Origin of the sequence: Paenibacillus sp. EZ-K15 (assembly GCF_002573715.1) — a bacterium.
In the GTDB taxonomy this organism is placed as follows: Bacteria; Bacillota; Bacilli; order Paenibacillales; family Paenibacillaceae; genus Paenibacillus_AQ.
Genome location: NZ_PDHM01000017.1, coordinates 587461 through 607991, shown reverse-complemented (window position 1 = coordinate 607991; position 20531 = coordinate 587461). Strand labels below are relative to the sequence as shown.

Genomic DNA, 20531 nt, shown 5'->3' with positions numbered 1-20531 from the left:
GAAGGAGGAACGACCATGAGTACGGCATTACTGCAGGAGCTTAACCAGGAGGTTAGACGTTTATATATTGCCGGCAGCGAACTCGCAGCCGGCGACTTTCGCCTCAAGAGGCTGTTGCCGCAGTTTCAGCAGCTGGGAGAGCGTGCTCCCGTGTTCAAGAGATTGGGTGAAGGGATCAGTGCTCTAATCGAACCGGAATCCGGGAAGGAGACCCATTCGGCACAGTTGCTTCAGGATTTGAACCAGCTGCTGAGCTCGGTGCTGCATACGCAAGGAACGACAGCCACTGAAGGAGAGCTGCACCCGGTAGACCATCATCCGGTTTCACTGTCATCCCACTTGTCCTTCCGCAAGCTTTCCGCTGTACAGACAGCGCTGACAACAACGGGCGGCGGCCGTTACGAGATCATAGAAGAAGCATGGAAGGAAGGCTTGTTCCGGGATTTCCGGCTGGTATACCTTGCAATTGAAGCCTTGAATGACCCTTATGTGGAGATTGGAGAGCTTGCGGCGAATGATATATTGCCGTCGTATGGTCCGGAAATCATACCACTTCTGATAGAAAGTTTTAATCCAGAGGGCGGTAAGCCGGAGTCGCGCAAGCTGAAGGTGATGGCCCAAACTGGCGGCAAGGAAGTAGCAGAGCTGATTCGACAGGCGGCCGAGAACGGTAGCGATGAGGTGCGGTGCATGGCGATCAAACTGCTTGCACGCTACGAAGAGTACGAAGCTGATCTCATGGAATGGAGCAAGAGCAAGAAGAAAGTCATCCGTGAAGCGGCTTATGGCGCACTGGCCGAGAACGGTTCGAATCAAGCCGTGGAGCGATTATATGAAGCCGCTCAAGGAAAAGACAAAGAGGTGGTTAACCCTGCCCTGGGCAAATGTCGTTCCGCATTGTTGACGGATTGGCTTGTACGAGACATGTCCGCCGAGCTTCAAGCGATTTCCGAATTTCTGGATGACAAGCAAAAGCTGGAAGAGAGCTGGAGCAAGGTGAAGCGCTGCTTGTGGGCACTGCACGATAAGCAAAGTCCGGCGCTCGAAGAGTTGTACCGGAACGTGCTTCAGCAATATTCCGTATATATCAAGTCTTTGGGCTGGACATACCTTATGAATGAAGCGGTTATCTACATGAATCGCGTGGATTCCGAGGAAGCCAGGGAACTGCTTCGCCAAAACGCGGAGAACGATTTGGAGCAATACAGACATAGCAGCTCATATGTCCGCGAGGTATTCCAAAAAGCCGCGCGCGTGCTCCCGCCGGAACGCGTATATGAACAATACAAGGACGTTCTGTTACAAGGCTTCGCCTCCTCGTCGCTTGGTAACGCGGCCAAAGAACGAAAAAGTCTTGTGGACACCCTTTCAGATATGGTTATTCATAGGCAGTATAAACCGTATGAGGAAGTTATGCCGTTTACGGGGAAGGAGAGTTACACGTATTACGTGGAAATGCTTCCGCAGGAGCAGCTGCAAGCAAGCTGGGATGACAGATGGATTGAGCTGTTTATCGAGCAGGATGAGCTTGCGCTGGTAAGTGCGTTCGCCCGCCGGGGACATCACGGAGCCGAGTCGTATTTACTGGCAAAGCTGAAGAATTCTCCGGAATTCCGCAACCGTTTTGCCAATTTGATCATTATGGGGCTTGTTCGTTCCGGCATGAAGGATGAAGCTTTATTTGAAGCTATCGTGGTCGCACTGGAGGATAAGCGCAATCACGACTGTTACATGATTGAACCATTTATATTCAAGCAGCTTTGCCGATTGCCTGCAGGGTATTATGACCGCGTTCATGCGGTGCTGGGCAACTATCGGGACAACGCTGAGGATCAGCTTCGTTACATCCTTCGGATGATGAAGGAACAAGACATTTAAAGGAGTGAAACGCCCATGGCAGCAGGACAAGAGCAATTGCAAGATATCATGCGGCAGCCCGCGGAAATACTGTTCCGTCACGAGCTGGAAGCGCTGCGTAAGGAGGATTCCGGGAAAATTCCTGCCGGATGGCAGATGTCGCCTCAATCCGTACTCAAATTCATCGTTGGCGGCAAGGCAGGCAAAACGGACATCACGCCTAAATATATTGGGAACAAGCGGCTGATCGAGATGGCGGTCGCTACCTTGGTAACTGACCGTGCTCTATTATTGATCGGGGAACCCGGTACGGCCAAATCCTGGTTGTCCGAAAATCTGGCGGCAGCGATCTACGGGAATTCCGGGCTGGTCGTTCAGGGAACGGCAGGAACGAGTGAAGAGCACGTCCGGTATTCGTGGAACTATGCCATGCTGCTCGCTCAAGGCCCGACTCCCGAAGCGTTGGTGCAGAGTCCGATCATGCGGGCGATGGAAGCGGGAGGGATAGCCCGCTTTGAGGAGATCTCCCGCTGCGCATCCGAGGTACAGGATGCACTGATCTCCATTTTGTCCGAAAAGACGATATCGGTGCCTGAGCTCGGTAAAGAAATGAACGCCCGGAAAGGTTTCTCTATTATCGCTACCGCGAATACAAGAGACCGTGGGGTCAATGAGATGTCAACGGCGCTCAAGCGCCGTTTCAATATTATCGTTCTTCCCGCTCCAGCGGATCTGAATACCGAAATCGAAATCGTAAAGAAACGGGTGTCCGAGATTGCCTCCTCTTATGATCTGCAGGCTGCTGCTCCCGCAGATGAAGCACTGCTCAAGGTCGTGACGATCTTTCGTGAGCTGCGTAGCGGCATGACTCTAGATAAAAAGGAAAAGGTGAAGTCCCCGGCAGGAGTGATCTCGACGGCTGAAGCGATATCGCTCCTGACGAACAGCATGGCGCTGGCAGCGAGCTTTGGCAGCGGTGAGCTGACGGACGAGGACTTGGCAGCGGGACTCCAAGGGGCGATTGTTAAGGATGATGATAAAGACCGGCTCGTATGGAAGGAATACCTTGATAATATTATGAAGAAACGCGGAGCCGAGTGGCGGGGCTTATATAACGCATGCAAGGAGATCAACCAGTGAATGCTGCCGGCATACATGTTTTTGGAGTTCGGCATTTGTCGCCCGCCGGTGCGAAGCATGTACTGGACTTTCTGAATAAGATCAATCCTACGGCGGTGCTCATCGAAGGGCCGTCGGATGCAAGCGGGGAAATACGGCATCTGACCCAGGCAACAACGAAGCCGCCGGTAGCCATATTGGCGTTTACCGAAGAACTGCCCGTACGAACGGTTCTGTGGCCTTTTGCGGTTTATTCCCCGGAATATCAGGCCATGAGATGGGCGCAGAAGCACGGAGCCTATGCCGCATTTATCGATCTGCCCTCATCCACAGCCGTCTGCCTGCAGGAGCTGCGCCGAAGCTCGGACGGCGAAACGGGCGGGGAAGAGCTTGAAGGTGAGGATCATGGATCCAGCTCGGGGGCAGCTGAGCCGATGGACGAGAGCCAGCCGGACGAAAAATCCGTATATGAGCGGATTGCCGAGCTCGCCGGCGAATACGATTACGATATGTATTGGGAGCAGAGTTATGAACATAATCTGAGCGAAGGGTCTTACCGGCAATCCATATCGGCTTTTTCTGTTCAGATGCGAGAGCTGTCGGAGGAGAAGGAACGACGGGAGGATACTGTGGAGTACGCCTACAATGCCGTCCGGGAGTCGTATATGCGCCGTCAGATTGTTGAAGCGATTGCGGCGGGGCATGACCCCCAGCGCATTGTGGTCGTGTGCGGGGCTTACCATGCCTCAGCCCTTAGCGATTTGTCCAGCCCGATGAGCGATGAGGAATTGAATCAGCTTCCTTCCCGGATAACCAAGCTGACGCTAATGCCATATTCCTATTATAAGCTGTCGTCCATTTCCGGTTATGGTGCCGGAAATATCGCTCCCCATTATTTTGAGATGATGTGGGAACGAATGAAGGAGGGCTCTTTAGCGGAATTGCCGCATCATTATTTATCCATGGTGGCGGGCTCGATGAGAAAGAACGGTACCCACCGCTCCACGGCGGAGGTGATCGAAGCCGTCCGGCTGGCGGAGTCGCTGGCAGCGCTCCACGGGGGCGGTCTCCCGACACTGCGGGATTTGCGGGATGCGGCCCAGACGCTGCTTGGGCGCGGCGAACTTGCCGTCGTGGCAGAGGAGCTTGCACGTGTGGAGATCGGCACGGCGATCGGCGAACTGGCGGAAGGCGTCAGCCAGACCCCGATCCAGGACGACCTGAACCGTCAGCTGAAGAGGCTGAAACTGGAGAAGTATAAATCGGTTGTTGCCAACGATTTAATCTTGGATTTGCGCGAGAACCGGAGAGTAACCTCGAAAGAGTCCGCGTATCTCGATTTGAACCGGTCCTTTTTGTTTCATCGCTTGAAGCTCTTGGGAATTGATTTTGTTAAAGCCAGGCCCAGCGGGCAGGAGCAAGGTGCGTGGGCCGAGCACTGGGTTGTGCAATGGGCACCGGAGGTTGAAATTCAGGTCGTTGAATCGACGCTGCTGGGGGAGACGGTAGAGGTGGCTGCCGCTTATATGCTCCAGCAAAAGCTGGCGGGCTGCAGCTCGATTGCCGAAGCCTCTACGCTTATCCGGATCGCCTATGAATGCGGGATGATTCATCAGATGGAAGCGGGTCGGCAGACCCTGCAAAAGCTTGCTGTGGACAGCCGCGATGTCGTTCAGATTGCGGCAGCTTCCCGGGAGTTATCCGTGCTGATCCGTTTCGGCGGGATCAGGCGGATGGATACGGTGCCGCTAGTACCACTGCTGCAGCAGCTCTTTATGCGCGCTTGTTTGTTTTTGATCGATGGCAGCCAGTGCAGCGACGAGGTATCAGGCTCAATGATAACCGCCATGAATGAGCTGAACAGTGTCGCTTTGGAGCATGCGGAGCAGGTGGATGAGGAACTTTGGCTGCAAGAGCTCGGGCATTTGTCCGAAAGAGATGACCTGAACGCCCGGTTATCGGGATATGCGTGTGCGGTATTGATGGAGCGGAATGCGATTTCCGCCCGGCAGTGTGCCGAAGAAGTGTCGCGCAGATTATCCCCCGGCATTCCGGCCGATTTGGGAGCAGGATGGTTTGAAGGCTTATCGATGCGGAACCGATATGCTCTTCTCTCGCGGTTAAGTCTGTGGGAACAACTGAATGAATACATCCAGTCCCTGGAGGATGATGAATTCACTCGTGCGCTTGTATTTCTGCGCCGGGCGTTCAGCAGCTTTTCGGCGAAGGAGAAGACGATGATTGCCGAGCTGCTTGGCGAACTATGGGGCGTGAATGCAGAGCAGGCTGCCGAGATTTTGACCGGTGACCTGAAGGAGGAAGAAGCGAAGATGATCGATGATTTGAATGATTTTGATTTTGAGGACTTTTAGGCGATGAGCTGCATACCGGAACCAAACCAAATATCGCGTTGGCGGCTCATTCTGGGCCAGTCGGCTGAACCTCAGCTGGCGGGCTACAGCCCCGGAGGGAGCATACAGCTGTCGGAGGAAGAGATGATTATGGACCGCGCGCTGGCCGCGATTTATGATAATACGGACGGCGGGGCGGAAGCCGGAAGTGCGGCCGCGGGGCAGCGGGCAGCCGGGCAAGGAAAATCGGCTCCCCGGCTTGCGCAGTGGCTGGGAGATGTTCGCTCCTTTTTTCCTGAAGACGTGGTGTCCATTATCCAGAATGATGCCATGGAACGAAAGGGCTGGAAGCAGCTGCTGTTTGAACCGGAAGTTCTGGCTACCGTCAAGCCGGATATACAGCTGGTTGGCACGCTGCTGTCCCTGAAAGGCAAGATTCCCGAGAAAACCAAGGATACGGCGCGCTTGCTGGTGAAGGCGGTTGTGGATGAGCTTGTCCAGCGTCTGCAGGATGATATTCGCCGGGCTGTGACAGGGGCCTTGAACCGCAGACAGCATACACCGCTTCCTTCGCTCAGCGGTATTGACTGGAAGCGGACGATACAGCGAAATCTGAAAAATTATGATGCGGACCGCAAGCAGATCGTGCCGGAGCGTTTTTATTATTTTGACAGGGCAAGAAGGAGCAAAGAATGGACCGTTATTGTGGATATCGACCAGAGCGGTTCCATGGCGGAATCCGTGATCTGGGCTTCCGTTATCGGATCCATTTTTGCAAGCATACCCTCGCTCGACACCCGTGTGGTCGTATTCGATACGGAAGTCGTTGACCTGACGGAGCAGTGTGCCAATGATCCGGTCGATATGTTATTCGGCATCCAGCTTGGCGGCGGTACCGATATTCATAAATCGGTCGCATATTGCGAGCAGTTTATTGAAGAACCGAAAAAAACGCTGTTTATCATCATTTCGGATCTGTATGAAGGCGGCAATCAAGCCGGGCTGATCCGGCGAATGCGTGAACTGCGGGAAGCGGGAGTCAAGACGATGTGTCTCCTCGCACTATCCGACGAGGGAAAACCGTTCTATGATGAGCAGGTAGCCAAGTTACTGTCCAGAGACGGAACACCTTGCTTTGCATGCACCCCTGCACTTCTTCCGCAGCTGGTGGAAGGCGCCCTCAAAGGGCATGATCTGGCGGAACTTGCGAAGAGGTTAGGCACCAAGGGGATTTAAATCGGAAGAAAACGGGCTCGGCTGGGTCTTCTTCTATCATAAATGGAGCCACATGGTGGGTTAATTTAAACCACAAACCCGAATGACTTGTAACATAATACACCTAAAAAGACCTCACGGACGATCCTGTAAACAACGGATCATGCGTGAGGTCTTCTATTTGTATTATTGTTGGTTCTCGGAGCTATGACCAGCGGTTGGCTGCTGCTGCTCTTTAAACACCTCGGCTGCTTCTTCGGCGGAGATTTCGGTGTCAAATTCACCTGGAATCGGCATTTTGTTCAATTTCGTGGTTTGAACTTCTGCTTTTGTCGGTTCGTTACTGTTATGGTTTTGTTGGCTCATGTCGGTGGCACCTCCTTATCAAAGTACGTCTTCTGTATTTTGCCAACCATTCCCTAAAATTATGCAGAAAAACGGCATTGAAGCTTGGCATGATCCGAATAGAGCCAGCTGTTCCTGATTCTATCGACAAATAATTAAACTGTATATTCAACGGATGCCTGTTTCTCTGCTATCATAGGAATAATCGTTCAATGATTGACGATAATCCGCAGTACATATGGAACGGAGAATGTACTATGAGCAAGTCTTATTCGTTCTTCCCTTTAGGGGATTCGGCTGTTCTCATTCAATTCGAAGATATCGTTAGCGAGAAGGTACATCGCCAGGTCACAGCTATGACGAGGCGATTGGAACAGAACCCTTTTCCAGGCTGGATCGAATGCATCCCTTCGTATACGAGCGTAGCGGTTTACTATGATTATAATAAGATCGGCAAGCCATTGAGTTTCGATACGGTGTTTGCTTATGTCTGTTCGATGCTGGAGCAGCGGATGGAGGCGGAAGCTGGAGAGAAGAACATCACGAAATATGAGGTTGTTGACATTCCGGTTTGTTATGGGGGCGACTATGGGCCGGATCTGGACGAAGTGGCTCAGCAGAACCACCTTTCTCCCAGGGATGTCATTCGTATTCATTCCGGGCAGGATTACTTAATTTACGCCATCGGATTCGCGCCCGGATTCCCCTATGTCGGAGGTGTCCCGGAGCAAATTGCGACACCGAGGAAACAGACTCCCCGGCTGCAAATACCGGCTGGATCGGTAGGGATCGCCGGCACCCAAACCGGCATTTATCCGATCGAAACGCCGGGCGGGTGGCAGATTATCGGCCGGACGCCGCTCGTTTTATTTCGTCCCGAAGCCGAGCCGCCAACGCTGTTGAAGAGCGGGCAATATATCCGGTTTCGGCCTATTCAAGCGGAGGAATACGAACGGTTAAGGGAAGTGGGCCTATGAGTATAACCGTTATAAAGCCAGGACTTCTTGTTACTTTTCAGGATGCGGGAAGACGGGGTTACGGCAGATACGGGATTATTACGGCAGGAGCAATGGATAATTCCGCTTATCGGATCGCCAACCGACTAGTTGGCAATGAGGATGAACAGGCCGTTCTGGAAATTACATGGTCAGGATTCGCGGTTGAATTTCATAGCGATCGGTGGGTTGCCATTACAGGCGGGGATCTATCGCCCTCGATTGAAGGCGTGAAGGTTCCTATGTGGCGTCCCGTGCTGATCAAAGCGGGCCGCGTTCTGAGCTTTCAACAGCCGGTAACGGGTTGTCGCGCTTATATGGCTGTATCGGGCGGATTTGATGTCTGCCAGGTAATGGGCAGCAGCAGTACGTATTTAAGGGCCGGAATCGGAGGATATGAAGGGAGGCCGTTGAAGAAAGGGGATACGCTGTTTGCTCATCCTTCTCAGCTTCCTCTGGTCATGTCTGAACGCTACCTTGATGATTATGGCGGTTTCCTCACCGTGAATTGGGCCGTCTCTGCTGAAGGGTATCCTGGTCCAGGGCAGGAGGCGGTGATACGCGTGCTGAAAGGACGTCAATATGATGACTTTGACGCCATCAGCAAGCAGGCGCTGTTCGAAGAACGGTTCACCGTAACTCCGCAATCGGACCGTATGGGCTACAGGTTGTCCGGTCCGCCACTTCAACTAAGCCATGCAAAGGAATATATATCCGAGCCGGTAGCCCATGGAACGGTACAGGTACCCGCAGATGGCCAGCCCATCATTCTAATGGCGGATCGGCAGACGCTTGGAGGCTATCCCAAAATTGCGCAAGTGGCAACCGTTGATATTTCGCTGATCGCTCAGCTGTCTCCTGGGGCAGCAATTCGTTTTGCGGGTATTTCGTTGGCAGAAGCAGAACAGCTTTATACGGCTCACGTTCGAGAGTTTCGAATGTTGGAGGCCATGATCAAGCTTAAATTAAAGGAGTGGTGAGTCAGCATGGTTCGAGTGGACCTGAACTGCGATATGGGAGAGAGCTACGGTGCTTACAAGTTAGGCCATGATACGGAGCTTCTTCGCTGTATAACTTCGGCAAACATTGCTTGCGGATTTCATGCAGGTGATCCGGCGGTCATGAGGGCAACGGTCCGTCAAGCGATTGAGAGCGGTGCCGCAATCGGCGCGCACCCTGGCTTGCCCGATCTGGCCGGCTTCGGAAGAAGAAGAATGGAGATAACGCCTGCCGAAGCTTATGACATGGTAACCTATCAGATTGGAGCCCTGATGGCTTTTGCGATACAGGAAGGGTCCGAACTGCAGCATGTAAAACCTCACGGTGCTCTGTATAATATGGCAGCCACCTCCAGACCCCTTGCGGATGCGATTGCATCGGCAATCAAGCATATTGATCCGACACTCATTCTGTATGGGTTGGCAGGCAGCGAGTTAATCGCGGCGGGTGAGACGGTAGGGCTTCGCACAGCTAGCGAAGTGTTTGCGGATCGTACCTACCAGGATGACGGCACCCTCACGCCGAGAAATCTGCCGGATGCCTTGATAACGGATCCCGAAGCTGCGGTTACGCAAGTCGTACGGATGGTGAAAGAAAGAGTGGTAGTTACCCTGAGCGGCAAGGTGATTCCCATTATGGCAGATACCGTCTGCATTCATGGAGATGGCGTGCATGCATCGTTATTCGCCAGCACCTTGCGATCACGGCTTGAAGCAGAAGGCGTAAGCGTTCAAGCGCTGCTATAATAAAAGTTAGGATGCTATTTTCGTGACCCGGCAGCTTATATAAACGAGTACAGGAGATATGATATATGCTAAAAATATTAATTTCAGGCTTTGAACCATTTGGCGGAAGCTCTATCAATCCAACGGAGAGACTGGTTGAGGAGATCAAGCACGACTCCTTCCCCGGCGCAGAAATCAGAACGCTGCTGCTTCCCGTACATTACGATGAGTGTGCGGAGATACTGCTGCAACAGATGAAGGCATACAAGCCCGATGCGGTCATCGCCTGCGGCGTATCGGGTGGACGGACCGCCATTACACCGGAACGGATCGCCATTAATATCAAGGACATACCGCCGGAATCGACGATTTCGGATAATCGGGGGGCAAGACCTCAAGATGAGCCCATAGACGCTGACGGACCTGATGGATTATTCTCAACCCTTCCCATCCGTTTGATGGTCAACCGGCTGAAGGAAGCGGGAATTCCTGCTTCGGTATCCAATACGGCCGGAACGTATATTTGCAATAATACGATGTATGCGATTTTGAACGAAATTCGCCGTAAGCAAAAATCTGCCATTGGCGGCTTTGTGCACTTTCCAGCTTCGACGGAGATGGCCGTGGAGAAGCCGTCCTTGCCGACTTTATCCCATGAAACGATGTTGAAAGGCCTGCGGATCATCGTACAGGCCACGATGGATGAATTGAACGGACGAGCTTAAGTTACGGTTGCTCAGCCCTTCTGCAATGAGTATGTAGATACATGATGGAATACATGATTAATATCCAGACAAACAATAAATCCCGTAACCCGCCATCCATGAGAACATCATGACATAGCGAGTAACGGGATTTCTTTTATTTTCTAACTCCATTTTTCATGTCATTAATCGACTTCATCTTCGATTACCGGGACGCAAGGGGAAAGAAACGGGTCGCGTTGTTCCCGTAATAGTCCGCGTGCCAGCACCTGGACCCGGAACTCGTTGTCATAACCCTCCAGATTCTCATCATCTCTGGTATACAGAAGACCGTATGAACCGGGAGCGATTTCGCCAATCAATTGATACAGCGCCACGATCTCGGCAGCCTCGGCTCCCTTGCGGTTCGTAAAACCTCCGACATGAAGGTAATAGAAGCCGTTAGCCGCATTTAAGGATAGCAAGCCGCTACCCCATGCAAATTCGGTCATCTTAAGCTGTATTTTCTGAATAATCATGTCGAGCTGCCCGGCATCCGCTTCCGCAGGATTTTCCTGGATAGTAGCCCAGCCGTGAAATTCATACATGAATGCTCACTCCTTGTCGTTATAATGGATCGGTATCAATGTGGACTTCTATTCCATATCTTTGGCTGTATTCATGTAATTTGTCAATAACCGATTGGGCAGGCTCCCCTTCAAAATGATAATAGACCTTCCTTCCGGTTTGCTCCGCTGCTTCAAAGGTCGCTTTCATTTGATCACGGACCTTTTTGTTAACCTGCTGCAGGGCTGGCTTGGTCTGGGCAATATATTCATCGCTAACGGCGTCGAATTCCCGCCCGATAGGGTCGGAATCAAACTTCATTCTCGATTCTCCGCCAAGTCGCTCCGCAAGCGCATCCGCGGCAGCATCCGGCTTGTTAACCTTCTGCAGCTCTCCGGAATATCTCGGCACCTCTTGCGGGGTTCCTTCAGCTTCGTCAGGTTTTTCTTCATCAGGTTTGTCATTCGACTTATCTTCATCCGGCTTTTCGTTGTCCGGCTTATCTGTATTCGGCTTATCATCATCAGGTTTATTCTCATGGTCATCATCCGGCTTCCTCGGATTCTCTTCCGGTTGTTCATTCGTACCGTCAGGCTTTCGATCATCGCGAGATCCGCCAGAGGGAGTATCCGGCTCCTCGCGCGTTTTCAAACCGACTTTCTCGGAAAGCGCATCCAGCCACCTTCTTGAACGGGGACCCAGCTTATTGGACAGCCAAGAGACCCCTTTACCTATCGGAATCCGGCTGAGGATAACGGCTAACACGGCAGCGGCCGCATTTTGTGGGGATAGCAGCTTCTTCGGGTCGCGGATGTATCCGGCAATCTCGTGTCCGCCACCGGCAATGCCTGCACCGGTCATGGCAATGCCAAGAGCGGGCCAGAAGCTGACAAACAGCAGAGAAAGGGCAAAGGCTCCCAATATGATACCCGCTTGTTCCCAGCCGCTAAGCCGATCCCACCAGTTCTGGAGTGAGTCGAACAAACACGCGAAACAAGAGGAGTCGCCAGCTATCATCGAAGGGCCGATACTGGACAGGATCCCGGCAGCAAGCATGAGGATGCCGATGGCTCCCAGAACGGCAGTATACTTTCTTACATTTTCATGAACCTGATCTCTTTGGCCTGCTGCTTCGAGATTGCCGTACAAAATCGAATATCCGAGCTCGCGTCGTTCTCGGTAGAATCCAATCAAGTAACCGAGGCGTTTCCTGTCTGTAAAAAGTGCCCGCGTCATCTGCCAACACTCCGTTAATGGATTGATGAGGGCCTCACCCTTCAGAACCGGAAGACGGTCACGGATTCGATGCAGATCGAAATAGTCGATGAACAACCCAGCAACCAGTAGGACCAGGAAGAAGCCTTCGGTTCGGTAGCCCTCACCGGTCCATTCATGAATAGTAAGTACCCACTCCGGCAGCCGATTCTGCCCATTCCAGGCAGCATGATTCAGGATAGCCCATAGCAGAAGGAGCGCCGGAAATGCATAGGCCCAGCGTGAGAGGCGTTTGGCGTACCGGAAAGCGATGCCTATTCCGAGTGCGATTATAGCACTATGTACAGGATGCGTAACATTCATCATGGTCGGAATAAAGCTTTCCTCGAAGTAGCCCGGAAACCAATCGAAGAACTCCCAGTGGAGCGTTTTGCCGCCGAGAAAAGACACCCCGTAATTGCTTTGGACTAAGCGCCTCGACAGCTCCTCCATAAATTGAAAGCCGATGCCGGGAGCAGCCCCTAATAAAACATAATCGCTCAGGCTTAACGAAGTAGCTCTTCTTGAAAAAAATAAATACAATCCCAGAGGCAATAGCTTGTAGATTTCCTCAACGACCGGGGTCATGACGGCGAATGACCATGTGTCGTTAGTCCGTCCTCCAAAAATCAAATGAAGTCCCTGTATGGTCCCATTGGTCAAGGGAATGACCAAAAGAACGCCTGAGAGAACAAACAAGCTGACCTGCTTCCAGGTAACGGTTTTGCTCCGGCTGAGCAGCCAAAATTGCAGCAGTACGTAGAAAGACCACGAATATTGAACAAGCATGGTCCGCGATTCTTCAATCAGAACCAGACTTAAAACGAGCACCAGCAGGGAAAGCCAGGAAAATAAGTGATACACTTTGGCAATGAAAGGGTATCTCCCAATCCATTCCCTCCAAACCCGATATATCCCCTCGACCGTGTCTCTGATTCTCGTCCGAATGACCGCAATAGACGATGTAATGGAATCCACCCCCCGCTGAATGAACCATTAGCTTAGAACGTTCACAAAAGACAGTTTGCTATATATTTACACAATGAGTCCTCATCGTGAAACATTTTCTTGATCAGCATATGCGGCTCGAAGCGGAGGTAGTGCTACCTAAAAAGAAACCCCCTGATCAGCCGGCAGAATATCCGGATAACCAGGGGAGTGGAGGTAACTATTTATATTTTACGACGATGGCATTACTGACCTGCCGCCCAGGGGACGTTAAGTAAGATCCATTATAATACAAGCCGCTGGAGGCACCACCATCCAGATTCATCGCTTGGTACGCCCCAGCTTGTTTCATAATTTCCGCAAGCTGGGGGATGGTTGCTCCGCCTGTCGTTAACAAAATCAGCTTATGATCCTTCGTGATTCCGAGCGCGCTTCGTGCGCCGCCGCCAGTTAGAATCTTCGGATCTTTGAAGCCTTCTTTCTTGACGTCCAGAGTCACCTTGCCGTCAGTCAGTAGACGCGGGCCACCTTGAAGTGCCCCTTCCAAATGTCCGGCATCATATACGGATCTGAAATCAAGTCCCGGAATCATGGTGGCCAGATTGTTGCTGTCATAGGTGAAGATCGTCCGATTATCCCCCGAAGCCTTGTGCAAAATATTGCCTTTGCTGACCAAATAGCCGTAAGGCGCTTTGTATGCGCCGGAAGTGTAGGCATCAAAGAACGTACCGTTTATAGCCACTACGGCGTTACTACGCTTGGCTATACTGCGCAAATCCTCGACCTTCCCTGCTTTATTGCCTGCCAGAACGACGTCCAGTTCCACCTTCGGATGGAGAAGTGAAACGGTGACCACCTGTGCGCTGAAGGAACGGGAGCCCGCCTTGAAGGTTTTCCTAGCCGTCGTTACGGGCTTGGTTTGGCTGGATATTAATGTTCCCGATAGAACAGGGAGCGTGTTTGCTACATTCCCGTCCGTGATTTTCAGGGTGGATCTATTATGGCTCCAGGATAGCTGTAAGCCCAGATGTTGGCTGACAAATTGCAGCGGTACATAGGTGGAGCCGTTCTCGGAAAATGGGGCTGCTTTAGCCTGAACCTTCTTGCCATTTACGTAGGCATTCCGACTGCCCAGGTATAGCGTGAGAGCTGTATCTTCGCGAGTAATAGTGAGTTTTTTTTCAGCGGCTGTATACGCCACCTTTACGCCGTCATAGGTCTTGAGTACCCCAACCGAAATATAGGATTGGCTGTTCTTATCCACATAAGCCAAATTCTTGGGGGCGGATGCGGCATACAGCGGCGTTATTACCGTCAGCATGGCTAGTACAACGATTGCAATGATTCTTTTCATGTTTCCTTTCAAGCTCCTTTTCTCTTTATCTGTATTTGCGGCATAGGATTTGTGCCTATACTTTATCGGAAGATAAGGACTATTTATTTAGGACAAAAGTCCAATACCTGTCTTGTTTTTGTAAAAAAATTCCGATAACCCATTGACAAAGGACTTTATCTCTTATATGGTTAATTACATGAGTAACTAACCAATGATGCAATGAAGGTTATAAATGAAAGTTGGTGAGGTAAATGGCATTTCAGATTGATGACAGCAGACCGATATTCATGCAAATTGCCGACAAAATTGAAGACGACATCATCGAAGCACGACTGCCTGAGGAGACACAGGTTCCATCAACGAATCAGTTTGCAGCCTTTTACCAGATCAATCCGGCAACGGCTGCCAAAGGCGTTAATCTGCTGGTGGATCAAGGGATTTTGTACAAGAAACGGGGGATTGGCATGTTTGTAGCTTCAGGGGCTCGTGAATTGCTGATGGAAAAGCGCAAGACGGAGTTTTATGAGCAGTACGTTGTCGCCATGGTTAAGGAAGCGGCGAAGCTTGGGATTACCAAAGATCAATTATCGGAAATGATCCGCAGAGGGGAGCAAGACTGATGAGCCAAACCGTGATTGAAGTCAAGAATTTGAGTAAGGAATATAAGGATACTACAGCCGTCGATAATGTGAGCTTTACGATAGAAGCCAACAAGATCTACGGATTGCTCGGGAGGAACGGTGCTGGCAAAACGACCATCATGCAAATGATTACTGCTCAGTTATTCGCAAGCCACGGGGAGATTCGCGTATTTGGTGAGCATCATTATGAAAATCAAAAGGTCATCCAGCAGGTATGTTTTATAAAGGAAGGCCAAAAGTATCCGGATCTGTTTACGGTTAGGGATGTGATGGAAACTGCAGCGAATGTATATCCGAACTGGGATGCGGAATATGCCAAGGAACTGATCGAGGTATTCCGACTGCCCATGAAACGACTCGTGAAAAGATTGTCCCGCGGCATGCTGTCGTCGGTCGGTATCATTGTCGGACTCGCCAGCCGCGCACCCATTACGATTTTTGATGAGCCTTATCTAGGTTTGGATGCCGTGGCTAGAGAGCTGTTCTATGATCAATTGATCGAGGATTACACCAATCATCCGCGTACGATTATTCTGTCCACTCATTTGATTGACGAGGTTAGCAGACTGTTAGAGCATATCATTGTGATTGATGGCGGGAAAATATTGCTGGACACGGATACAGATGAACTGCGAGGACGCACCTATAATGTAATCGGACATCAATCTGCGATCGAGTCCTTCATTCAAGGCCGGGAAGTCATTCATCGGGAAATGTTGGGATCGACGGTCTCGGCGACGGTCATGGGAACCTCAGAAGCTGTTGTGAAGCAAGAAGCTAAGCAAGCGGGCTTGGAAACAACGCCTGTATCCCTGCAACAATTAATTGTTCATTTAACGAAAAATGGAAAGGTGGCGAACCGCTGATGAGAGGAATATCCAGTGTCATTAAGATTCATCTAAGACATAAACTAAGTTGGTTCTATTTGCCTTGGATCATCATGTCCTTCAGTTTCTTGGTCAATCTGCTTATCGGCGTGTTGATTGGGGGAGAGGCATTATATACAGGTGGCCTGGCGACGATCTATATATTCATGTTCGTTACCGCGTTGGTCACGGCAGTGCAGTTGTTTCCTTTCTCCATGGGGTTTAGCATACGTCGAACGGACTTTTACCTAGGGACATTAACCTTTATTCTATTGATCAGTATCTTCAGCTCGGCTGCGCTGGTGGTTCTCTCCCAAGTTGAGGTATGGACCGGATCCTGGGGGGATAAAGTACACTTTTTCCATTTGCCGTATCTGAGTGATGGTTCATGGCTTGTCCAATTCGTTGTGAATGTCATATTAATTCTAATGTTTGCCATGTTAGGATTAGGAATCGGAGCGTTTTTCTTAAGATTCAGAGGAATCCGAACTTTCATCTTGCTGGCCGCCGTTATGATCCTCATCTCGGGCTTGAGCTTGATCGCGATGCGATATGAATGGTGGGGTCCGATCTTTATATGGTTTACAAAGCAAACTGCATTCGATCTGACGCTATGGATGATTCCAATTGTGCTGATCATTGCGCTGTGTTCTCGTCAGTGGCTTCGCAAGTCAACGGTGTAATAGCTGCGTAGTAACAAAGAGGTGTTCCAAAGATCTTTAGATCTTGCGAGGCACCTCTTTGTTGTCTGAAGAGACGCTACGTGTATATAACATTTCTTCTATCGCTGTTACCACAAACCAAAGACGTCCGATTACTCGGACGTCTTTGGTTTGTGCTTCTGTTTGTTTAACGTCTTCGCTCCCGCAAGCGTGGTGCCCAGCGGAAACGAGAGGAGCGGGTGTTTGGATATGCCGATTTGTTGGGAGGTATAGATGCCGGAGTGCCCCGAGAACAGGTAGCTGATCACACAGGCCATAAACATATACACGGCGCCTTCCCCGCCGAACAGTTCGATTCCCATAATAAAGCAAGCAATCGGGGTGTTCGTCGCTCCGCAGAAGACTGCAATAAATCCTAATGCAGCCAGGAACGGGGCGTATAATCCGATCCATTCCGATAACGCGTTGCCCAGCGTTGCCCCGATGGCAAACAGTGGGGTTACTTCTCCACCCTGGAACCCTGCTCCGAGCGTCAGCGAGGTAAAGAGGATTTTGCCGAGAAAGGCGAGAGGCGATACCTCGTCCGTGAAGGAGGCTTCGATCAGGGGGAGACCCAGTCCCAAGTAATCGCGTGTCCCAAGCAGATAAACCAGTCCAATGATGATAATGCCGCCGACAGCGCTTTTGATCATCGGATTGCGGAAGAAATAGCCGTACCATCGCTTCAAGGAATGGGTTAGCCCACTGAATAGTCGGCTTGTCAGACCAAAGAGTATCGAGGCCACAATCACCTTCATGATCACTAGGAAACTCAAAGCCGGAATTTCTCCGATCGGATAATGCAGATGGCTGACACCCCATAGGGAGGTGGCGGTCAGATTCCCGACCAAGCTGGCTACGAATGCAGGTAATAGGGCTTGATGCGAGATCAGTCCGATGGCAAGGACTTCAAGTCCAAATAGCGTTCCCGCTAGCGGCGTGCCGAAGATGGACCCGAAGCCGCCGCTAATTCCGCAGATCAGCAGTATTTTTCGATCCGCCGGCGTGACGCGGATAAGCTTACCGAACCACTCCGATAAACTTCCTCCCATCTGAACGGCAGTACCCTCACGTCCTGCAGAGCCCCCAAATAAATGCGTGATTAATGTTCCGATTAGAACTAAAGGTGCCATTCGCAATGGGACGGATTCCGTACCGCCATGGATTTGTTCAAGGATGAGATTATTCCCCTTGGTACTGCTCTTGCCAAATTTGTAATAAAGGTAGCTGACCACAGCGCCTCCCAAGGGAAGGAAGAACAGCAGCCAAGGATTCTCCATGCGAAGGGAGGTTACATAGTCCAGACTGTAAAGAAAGAAGGCGGAGGCACTGCCCGTCATCAATCCAACAACACTTCCCAGAACGATCCATTTGATGAAGTAACCGGACAACAAGGCGTATGGCCATTTTTCGGTACCTTCAAACCATTTTTTAATCATGCAAATTCACCCGTTTCTATATATTCGCCGCTAAACCCTTCAATACACAAACAGACTCCTACCAGGAAAGCGACCTCTGGTAGGAGTCATTAGCTATCGAAGCGGTTATGGCGAACTCCATCGCCTCATTTAATTAGCATTTATTGTAATGGATTAGAGGATTCTGTGTCAATGGCGCAATCCATTAGAAGCGGAGCTTTTGTTGAGTCAAAAGAGGTACCGCTTTTATTTGGAAAAAAGTGCTTGACTTGGACATGGACTTTTTTCAGATGAGAAATTCAAGATGTCCATGGACGCAGGAAAGACCTTTATTTTATAGTTACAGATGATAATGAGAATCAATATCACAGTATTGAGGGGAAAATGATGTCATCAAACACGTCCAATCCAAGTCTTACAGATTCCGAGGCCCACGTTAAACTCAAGGGGCGACCATGGGCTGCAACCCTGATTCTCACCGGAGGTGTGGCAGCGCTGGTGCTTGGCATAGCTTTATCGATATCGCTCGGAGCGGCAGAGATTGATCTGCGAAATGTATGGGAGGCGGTGTTTTTCTTTAATCCCGATGTGACGGAGCATCAGATCATACAGGAACTGCGCTTGCCGAGAGTCCTTGGTGGGGCGATGGTGGGTGCCTGTTTTGCCGTATCGGGCGCGATCATGCAGGGGATGACTCGGAATCCGCTCGCTGATTCAGGTTTGCTCGGATTAAATGCGGGAGCGGGGTTTGCCATTGCCCTCTGTTTTTCCTTTTTTCCGGGGCTGCCTTATATGTACCTGATTCTGTTCTCATTCCTTGGAGCAGGATTAGGTGCGGTCCTCGTGTATGGGGTCAGTTCCATGGCAAAAGGGGGACTGACACCGGTTCGTCTTGTTCTTGCGGGTGCTGCCCTAAGTGCTTTGTTAAGTGCGCTTAGCGAAGGTATTGCATTGTATTTTCAGGTCGGTCAGGACATGGCGTTCTGGTATGCCGGCGGAACCGCGGGGATTAAGTGGGTCCATCTGAAGATTATGCTGCCGTGGATCGTCGCTGCTATATTGGGAGCTATTGCATTGTCACGCTCCATTACCATGCTCAGCCTCGGCGATGAGATCGCCCGCGGACTCGGGCAGCGAACGGGACTTGTCAAGCTGGCAGGAACGGTGATCGTGCTGGTGCTGGCAGGGGCTGCCGTCTCGGTTGTCGGTGCGGTAGGCTTTGTCGGTCTCATGATTCCGCACGTCACGCGCAAGCTGGTCGGTGTGGATTACCGCCTCATCATTCCTTGCTCGGCCGTTCTTGGGAGCTTGCTGGTCGTCATTGCCGACTTAGCAGCAAGAATGGTGAACCCTCCTTACGAGACACCGGTGGGCGCGATCATCGCGTTGATCGGGGTGCCCTTCTTCCTCTACTTGGCACGCAAAGAAAGGAGGGAACTGTAATGGAGACCATCACAAACACCATGCATGGGCGAAAAGACAGGAAGCGCAAAATCATAACCCTGTCTGTGCTGGCTGCACTGATCGTTTTGGTATTTCTAATCAGTATGAACACGGGAGTCATTCGTTTATCGCCGCTTGAGGTCATCAAAACACTGTTTGGCAGCGGGACGGATAAGCAGGAGCTGGTGCTGTTCGAATTCCGCTTGCCGCGGATCGTCATCTCGCTGCTTATTGGGGCCGGGTTAGCGATATCCGGATGTGTGATGCAGGGAATCTCCCGTAATGAGCTGGCTGATCCCGGAATCTTGGGGATTAATGCAGGAGCAGGCTTGATGGTGATGCTGTTCATTTCATTTTTCCCGAGTACGACGGCGGCCCCAGTCTATCTGCTGCCGGTGCTTGCACTGATTGGGGCAAGCTTAACCGCTGCATTAATATGCGTGCTGGCCTATAAGAAGAATCAGGGCTTTAAGCCGACGGGGCTGCTGTTAACAGGGATTGCCGTTGCGGCTGGCATTAGTGCGGCTATGATCGTGCTAACGCTGCGTTTGAGTCCTGAAAAATACCAGTTTGTTGCCACTTGGCTAGCAGGCAGCATTTGGGGTTCAAGCTGGAAGTTTGTATTGGCATTGCTCCCATGGATCCTTGTGCTTCTGCCCTTCGTCATGTATAAAGCGCAGGTGATGAACGTGCTCAATCTTGGAGAATCGATGGCAACCGGACTCGGTGCTTCCGTCACAAGGGAGCAACTGAAGCTGCTGGCAGCGGCGGTTGGCTTGGCAGCCTCCTGCGTTGCGGTAAGCGGTGGAATTGGATTTGTCGGACTAATTGCGCCCCACCTGTCCAGACGCTTGGTCGGTGCAAAGCATCAGATGCTGCTGCCGGTAACGGCGCTGGTCGGTGCATTGCTGGTCATCACAGCCGACACCCTTGGACGCTGGATCATACAACCTTCAGAGATTCCGACGGGGATCGTGGTTGCGGTGATTGGTGCTCCCTATTTCTTGTACCTGTTATCCAGGTCGAGAGGTTAAAAGGGGAAGATTGTAAGACCTTAATACACGCTTT

18 protein-coding genes and 1 riboswitch are annotated in these 20531 nt (G+C 51.2%); of the genes, 13 read left to right on the top strand and 5 right to left on the bottom strand.

Translation table 11 applies throughout. The features are described from left to right. Positions 1-15 precede the first annotated feature (15 nt). Genes CRG97_RS19355 through CRG97_RS19340 form a run of 4 tightly spaced genes read left to right on the top strand, consistent with a single transcriptional unit; the run spans position 16 to position 6563 of the window. Entirely contained in the window at positions 16-1878 is a 1863-nt protein-coding gene (locus CRG97_RS19355) for a HEAT repeat domain-containing protein (RefSeq protein ID WP_098746360.1), read from the top strand. 15 nt (positions 1879-1893) lie between these two features. Further along, positions 1894-2997: an ATP-binding protein gene (locus CRG97_RS19350; protein WP_098746359.1), complete on the top strand. Its 1104-nt coding sequence runs from the start codon at positions 1894-1896 to the stop codon at positions 2995-2997. Beyond that, positions 2976-5348, top strand: coding sequence for a DUF5682 family protein (locus CRG97_RS19345; RefSeq protein ID WP_202618969.1), 2373 nt, complete (start codon positions 2976-2978; stop codon positions 5346-5348). Before CRG97_RS19350 ends, CRG97_RS19345 begins: the two co-directional genes overlap by 22 nt. A gap of 3 nt (positions 5349-5351) precedes the next feature. Next, positions 5352-6563, top strand: a complete 1212-nt coding sequence (locus CRG97_RS19340; protein ID WP_098746355.1) for a VWA domain-containing protein — start codon at positions 5352-5354, stop codon at positions 6561-6563. Positions 6564-6728: 165 nt separating this feature from the next. On the opposite strand, the gene CRG97_RS19335 is transcribed toward CRG97_RS19340, so the two are convergent. Then, positions 6729-6908 (bottom strand): hypothetical protein, encoded by a 180-nt coding sequence (locus CRG97_RS19335; protein WP_098746353.1) that lies wholly within the window; start codon positions 6906-6908, stop codon positions 6729-6731. A 236-nt stretch (positions 6909-7144) separates the two neighbouring features. On the opposite strand from CRG97_RS19335, the gene pxpB reads away from it, so the two are divergent. From pxpB to pcp, 4 genes are all read left to right on the top strand, one after another. After that, positions 7145-7864, top strand: coding sequence for a 5-oxoprolinase subunit PxpB (gene pxpB, locus CRG97_RS19330; RefSeq protein WP_098746351.1), 720 nt, complete (start codon positions 7145-7147; stop codon positions 7862-7864). Next, positions 7861-8862: a 5-oxoprolinase subunit C family protein gene (locus tag CRG97_RS19325; RefSeq protein ID WP_098746349.1), complete on the top strand. Its 1002-nt coding sequence runs from the start codon at positions 7861-7863 to the stop codon at positions 8860-8862. Before pxpB ends, CRG97_RS19325 begins: the two co-directional genes overlap by 4 nt. Before the next feature lie 6 nt (positions 8863-8868). Then, entirely contained in the window at positions 8869-9627 is a 759-nt protein-coding gene (locus tag CRG97_RS19320) for a LamB/YcsF family protein (protein WP_098746347.1), read from the top strand. Between the two features lie 65 nt (positions 9628-9692). Then, a complete protein-coding gene (gene pcp / locus CRG97_RS19315; RefSeq protein ID WP_098746346.1) occupies positions 9693-10331 on the top strand; it encodes a pyroglutamyl-peptidase I in 639 nt (212 codons plus the stop codon). 164 nt (positions 10332-10495) lie between these two features. Here pcp and CRG97_RS19310 read toward each other — a convergent pair whose 3' ends face one another. From CRG97_RS19310 to CRG97_RS19300, 3 genes are all read right to left on the bottom strand, one after another. Next, positions 10496-10897: an immunity 7 family protein gene (locus CRG97_RS19310; RefSeq protein WP_098746344.1), complete on the bottom strand. Its 402-nt coding sequence runs from the start codon at positions 10895-10897 to the stop codon at positions 10496-10498. A gap of 19 nt (positions 10898-10916) precedes the next feature. After that, complete coding sequence (locus CRG97_RS19305; RefSeq protein WP_237566493.1) at positions 10917-13088, bottom strand: restriction endonuclease fold toxin; 2172 nt, start codon at positions 13086-13088, stop codon at positions 10917-10919. 190 nt (positions 13089-13278) lie between these two features. Continuing rightward, positions 13279-14412, bottom strand: coding sequence for a phosphodiester glycosidase family protein (locus CRG97_RS19300; protein WP_098746711.1), 1134 nt, complete (start codon positions 14410-14412; stop codon positions 13279-13281). A 233-nt stretch (positions 14413-14645) separates the two neighbouring features. Here CRG97_RS19300 and CRG97_RS19295 point away from each other — a divergent pair, with 233 nt between their 5' ends. From CRG97_RS19295 to CRG97_RS19285, 3 genes are read left to right on the top strand one after another with little or no spacing between them, the layout of a single operon-like run. Then, positions 14646-15014 (top strand): GntR family transcriptional regulator, encoded by a 369-nt coding sequence (locus tag CRG97_RS19295; RefSeq protein ID WP_009591066.1) that lies wholly within the window; start codon positions 14646-14648, stop codon positions 15012-15014. Continuing rightward, the gene (locus tag CRG97_RS19290; RefSeq protein ID WP_098746342.1) at positions 15014-15901 is read left to right on the top strand and encodes an ABC transporter ATP-binding protein; all 888 of its coding nucleotides are present in this window, start codon (positions 15014-15016) and stop codon (positions 15899-15901) included. The genes CRG97_RS19295 and CRG97_RS19290 overlap by 1 nt, the downstream gene beginning before the upstream one ends. After that, positions 15901-16584 (top strand): hypothetical protein, encoded by a 684-nt coding sequence (locus CRG97_RS19285; protein WP_098746340.1) that lies wholly within the window; start codon positions 15901-15903, stop codon positions 16582-16584. Before CRG97_RS19290 ends, CRG97_RS19285 begins: the two co-directional genes overlap by 1 nt. 131 nt (positions 16585-16715) lie before the next feature. Here CRG97_RS19285 and CRG97_RS19280 read toward each other — a convergent pair whose 3' ends face one another. After that, the gene (locus CRG97_RS19280; protein WP_098746338.1) at positions 16716-18041 is read right to left on the bottom strand and encodes a voltage-gated chloride channel family protein; all 1326 of its coding nucleotides are present in this window, start codon (positions 18039-18041) and stop codon (positions 16716-16718) included. Positions 18042-18114: 73 nt separating this feature from the next. After that, a riboswitch (Fluoride riboswitch) is annotated at positions 18115-18175 on the bottom strand. Between the two features lie 232 nt (positions 18176-18407). Here CRG97_RS19280 and CRG97_RS19275 point away from each other — a divergent pair. Beyond that, entirely contained in the window at positions 18408-19463 is a 1056-nt protein-coding gene (locus CRG97_RS19275; RefSeq protein WP_098746336.1) for a FecCD family ABC transporter permease, read from the top strand. Beyond that, a complete protein-coding gene (locus CRG97_RS19270) occupies positions 19463-20497 on the top strand; it encodes a FecCD family ABC transporter permease (RefSeq protein ID WP_098746335.1) in 1035 nt (344 codons plus the stop codon). Before CRG97_RS19275 ends, CRG97_RS19270 begins: the two co-directional genes overlap by 1 nt. Positions 20498-20531 lie beyond the last annotated feature (34 nt).

Bases quoted from the DNA above. Each gene is read 5' to 3' on its own strand.
- CRG97_RS19340 (WP_098746355.1), top strand. From the start codon at position 5,352: ATGAGCTGCATACCGGAACCAAACCAAATATCGCGTTGGCGGCTCATT.
- CRG97_RS19290 (WP_098746342.1), top strand. From the start codon at position 15,014: ATGAGCCAAACCGTGATTGAAGTCAAGAATTTGAGTAAGGAATATAAG.
- CRG97_RS19325 (WP_098746349.1), top strand. From the start codon at position 7,861: ATGAGTATAACCGTTATAAAGCCAGGACTTCTTGTTACTTTTCAGGAT.
- CRG97_RS19355 (WP_098746360.1), top strand. From the start codon at position 16: ATGAGTACGGCATTACTGCAGGAGCTTAACCAGGAGGTTAGACGTTTA.
- CRG97_RS19295 (WP_009591066.1), top strand. From the start codon at position 14,646: ATGGCATTTCAGATTGATGACAGCAGACCGATATTCATGCAAATTGCC.
- CRG97_RS19275 (WP_098746336.1), top strand. From the start codon at position 18,408: ATGTCATCAAACACGTCCAATCCAAGTCTTACAGATTCCGAGGCCCAC.
- CRG97_RS19345 (WP_202618969.1), top strand. From the start codon at position 2,976: ATGCAAGGAGATCAACCAGTGAATGCTGCCGGCATACATGTTTTTGGA.
- pxpB (WP_098746351.1), top strand. From the start codon at position 7,145: ATGAGCAAGTCTTATTCGTTCTTCCCTTTAGGGGATTCGGCTGTTCTC.
- CRG97_RS19335 (WP_098746353.1), bottom strand. From the start codon at position 6,908: ATGAGCCAACAAAACCATAACAGTAACGAACCGACAAAAGCAGAAGTT.
- CRG97_RS19320 (WP_098746347.1), top strand. From the start codon at position 8,869: ATGGTTCGAGTGGACCTGAACTGCGATATGGGAGAGAGCTACGGTGCT.
- CRG97_RS19285 (WP_098746340.1), top strand. From the start codon at position 15,901: ATGAGAGGAATATCCAGTGTCATTAAGATTCATCTAAGACATAAACTA.
- pcp (WP_098746346.1), top strand. From the start codon at position 9,693: ATGCTAAAAATATTAATTTCAGGCTTTGAACCATTTGGCGGAAGCTCT.
- CRG97_RS19280 (WP_098746338.1), bottom strand. From the start codon at position 18,041: ATGATTAAAAAATGGTTTGAAGGTACCGAAAAATGGCCATACGCCTTG.
- CRG97_RS19270 (WP_098746335.1), top strand. From the start codon at position 19,463: ATGGAGACCATCACAAACACCATGCATGGGCGAAAAGACAGGAAGCGC.
- CRG97_RS19300 (WP_098746711.1), bottom strand. From the start codon at position 14,412: ATGAAAAGAATCATTGCAATCGTTGTACTAGCCATGCTGACGGTAATA.
- CRG97_RS19310 (WP_098746344.1), bottom strand. From the start codon at position 10,897: ATGTATGAATTTCACGGCTGGGCTACTATCCAGGAAAATCCTGCGGAA.
- CRG97_RS19350 (WP_098746359.1), top strand. From the start codon at position 1,894: ATGGCAGCAGGACAAGAGCAATTGCAAGATATCATGCGGCAGCCCGCG.